Source organism: Streptomyces hirsutus, assembly GCF_001418415.1.
GTDB lineage: Bacteria > Actinomycetota > Actinomycetes > Streptomycetales > Streptomycetaceae > Streptomyces > Streptomyces hirsutus.
Genome location: NZ_LIQT01000088.1, coordinates 1 through 2,676, shown reverse-complemented (window position 1 = coordinate 2,676; position 2,676 = coordinate 1). Strand labels below are relative to the sequence as shown.

At 69.5% G+C, this 2,676-nt stretch carries 1 protein-coding gene and 2 pseudogenes; 1 reads left to right on the top strand and 2 read right to left on the bottom strand.

Annotated elements, in window-relative coordinates; all coding sequences use genetic code 11:
- Positions 1 to 196: pseudogene (locus AOK11_RS07860) on the top strand (transposase); the annotation flags it as partial.
- 282 nt (positions 197 to 478) lie between these two features.
- Here AOK11_RS07860 and AOK11_RS07855 read toward each other — a convergent pair.
- Positions 479 to 1,807 carry a vanadium-dependent haloperoxidase gene (locus tag AOK11_RS07855; RefSeq protein ID WP_063793439.1) on the bottom strand — a complete coding sequence of 443 codons (1,329 nt, stop codon included), beginning with the start codon at positions 1,805 to 1,807 and terminating at the stop codon, positions 479 to 481.
- A gap of 662 nt (positions 1,808 to 2,469) precedes the next feature.
- Positions 2,470 to 2,676: pseudogene (locus tag AOK11_RS43840) on the bottom strand (hypothetical protein); the annotation flags it as partial.

Here is a 2,676-nt window from a genome sequence, read left to right as displayed (position 1 = left end):
TGTCGACCGGGGCAAGTACGGGTCGAAGATCCATCTGATCACGGAGCGGACCGGTCTGCCCCTGTCCGTCGGCATCTCCGGCGCCAATGTCCACGACAGCCAGGCCCTGATCCCGCTGGTAAAGGGCATCCCGCCGATCCGGTCCCGCCGAGGTCGACGCCGCCGCAAGCCGGGCAAGCTCCATGCCGGGACGGGCGTCACGCTGAGTACCCACAACGGAGGACGCAAGAACAGCGGTTGAGGAGCAGGAATGGCCGCCCCGGTAGCCGATCCGGACGACCGAAGCTGAGGGCCCGGGGTTTCCGGGGCCCTCAGCCGCGTGATGTGATCGCCTTCTTGTCGGCCGGGCATTCGACAATGGCCGACCCGAAGTCAACGCCGAGAACGGCCCTACCGCGGCCGGCAGCGCCACCTGAAGTCATCTTAGGGGCGGCCAAGAGAACCCGGCTCGACGCCGGGTCCTCTTCGGCTCTGTGGTTCAGTCGGTGTCGTTGCCGCACTTCGGCTCGGCGAGCCTGTACTGCCGAGCAGTTCGTGTCGGCGGGGACGGCTGGGTGCCGTCCTTGGCGACTGGCTGGAAGTAGTGGTCCAGCGCCCAGGCGGCCACGTGGGTGCCGGCCCGGCAGCCGGCTACGTCCGCCGTGCGGGAGTGGACGCCGCCCCACACGCGGGCGTCGACGACATCCCGGTTGAGGTCGTCGGCGGACCCGTAGAACCGCGTGGTGCCGGTGACCTCGGAGGAGAGGTAGAGGTCGACGCGCGAGGTGCCGAGGAGGCCGGTCAGGGCGCGTGCCACGGCAGCGGCGACGGTCGTATGGCCGGCGATGTAGTCCGGGTGTGGTGGGGTGAGGAGCAGCGGCTCCCAGGCCGGGTCTGCCGTCGTCGCGGGGTTGCCGTCGGTGTCGGCGAGGCGGATGGCGGTGATCGGCCGCCAGGAGCCGTAGTGGAGCTTGGCGTCCCATGCGGTGACGACGGCGTCGGTCGCCGACGCGTTCACCGCGGCGAACAGCCGGGCCGTCTCGGCGATCCCGAGCCGGTGCCGGGCGGCGTGGTCTCGTACGGCTGTCTGGACCTGTGCGACCAAGTTGCCGCTGAAGAAGAGGGCGGTCTCGGTCTGCTGCGCGCTCCTGCCCGAGCCGGTCTTCGCGCCCATGGCTTTCAGCTCCTGCAAATCCTCGGCGTAAGCGGTCGAGGAGAGGGCGGGCGGTCCGCCGGGGCGGAACTGCTGCGGGGAGGCGAGCAGGAGCGGGCGGAGCCTGGCGAGCCAGGTGTCGATGAAGGGCTGGAACGCGGGCGGGGTGGGCCGCCAGACCCCCGGTGCCGGGGAAGCGGTGAAGGGAACGTCCGCGAACCGGCCGTCCCCTTCCCGGAGTTCGATGATGCGGGCGGCAGCGCGCCTTCCGTAGTCCACGCCCCGGTCTCTGGCCTGACCGGCCGGAAGAGCGGCGAGCGAGTCCGTGTAGGCGGTGTCGAGCCCCTCCTTGAACGCAGGGAAGAAGGTGAGCAGGACGTCGTGGGCCGCAGTGGCGGCGGCCGCCGCGGAGGATGCCTTGGCCGGACCGCGCTCGCGCCACTTGTACAGGGCGTAGCCGCCTTCGATCCCCACCACGGCGTTGTACACGGCGACGGAGACGAACCCCTCCCAGATCGCTACCTGCCCGGAGGGGCGGGGGCCGAGGCTGGTCTTGATCGTGTCGATGGCGATGGCGTTCCACTCGCGGACCACGGCTGCCGGGTCTGCCGCGGTCCGGGTGTCCGCGTCGGGGGGACTGGCCGCGGCGGTGAGCATCACGAGGGCGATGGCCACGGCGGCGCAGATGAATGCTCGGACACGTGAACGCGGAGGAAAGGGAAGAGGGGGCTCTTGATGCACAGCGTGCTCCCTAGGTCGAGTGCCCAAGGCTTAGCAACAGTCCACTGGGTGAGCAAGACAACTCGCCGCGAATCGGGCGGGCCCAGGGCGCCCTCGAACGCCTCGCTGACCGTTACGAGGAAATCACCGCCGGACAGACCCTGCACCCACCCCGGGCCACGGTGACAGCGCTGCAAGGGGCAGCGTCGCGAACCTGCTCGCCCGCCTCGGCACCGAAGGCGATCAGGCGCTCCCGTTCGCCTTCGACTGGCGGGTGCCCTTCGACAACAACGGCACAGGCCATCCGGATGGTCAAGGTCCAGCAGAAGGCAGCCTGGCGGCATCAGGTCAAGCGGTCATGCTTGGTCGGGCAGCCGGAGCACGCGGTCGTGGAACCCGGCTGCGTTGAGGGCTCAACAGCGCCAGGTTCACGTACTGACACGCCATCACACGCCAACGAGCTTCCTGGAGGTCCCCGATCCGTTGGGCTTGCTCCGGGTCGATGGGTTGGCGTCAAAGGTCTGTGAGCGAGCCTTGACCTGGATCATCAAGCCGCGTTCACAGACTCCATCCGTGACCGAGCCGCTTCGTTTCATCCGGTTGACGTAGATGCCTCCTCAGAGATCCTTCGAAGGGACGGGTCGTTGGGCCTGCCAGACAGATCGCAGTTTGGCGACCGCTCGCTGCGCTGCCTCGCGGGGGTCGGGGCGCGGGGCGGGGGCCCTTGGGCCGGCCAGGTCCCGACCGTTGAGCGACTGCGCGAGAACGGCATTCCAGTCGCTCCGGTGCGCCACGGCGACGTGTCCGTCCTCGTGCACCGCTTC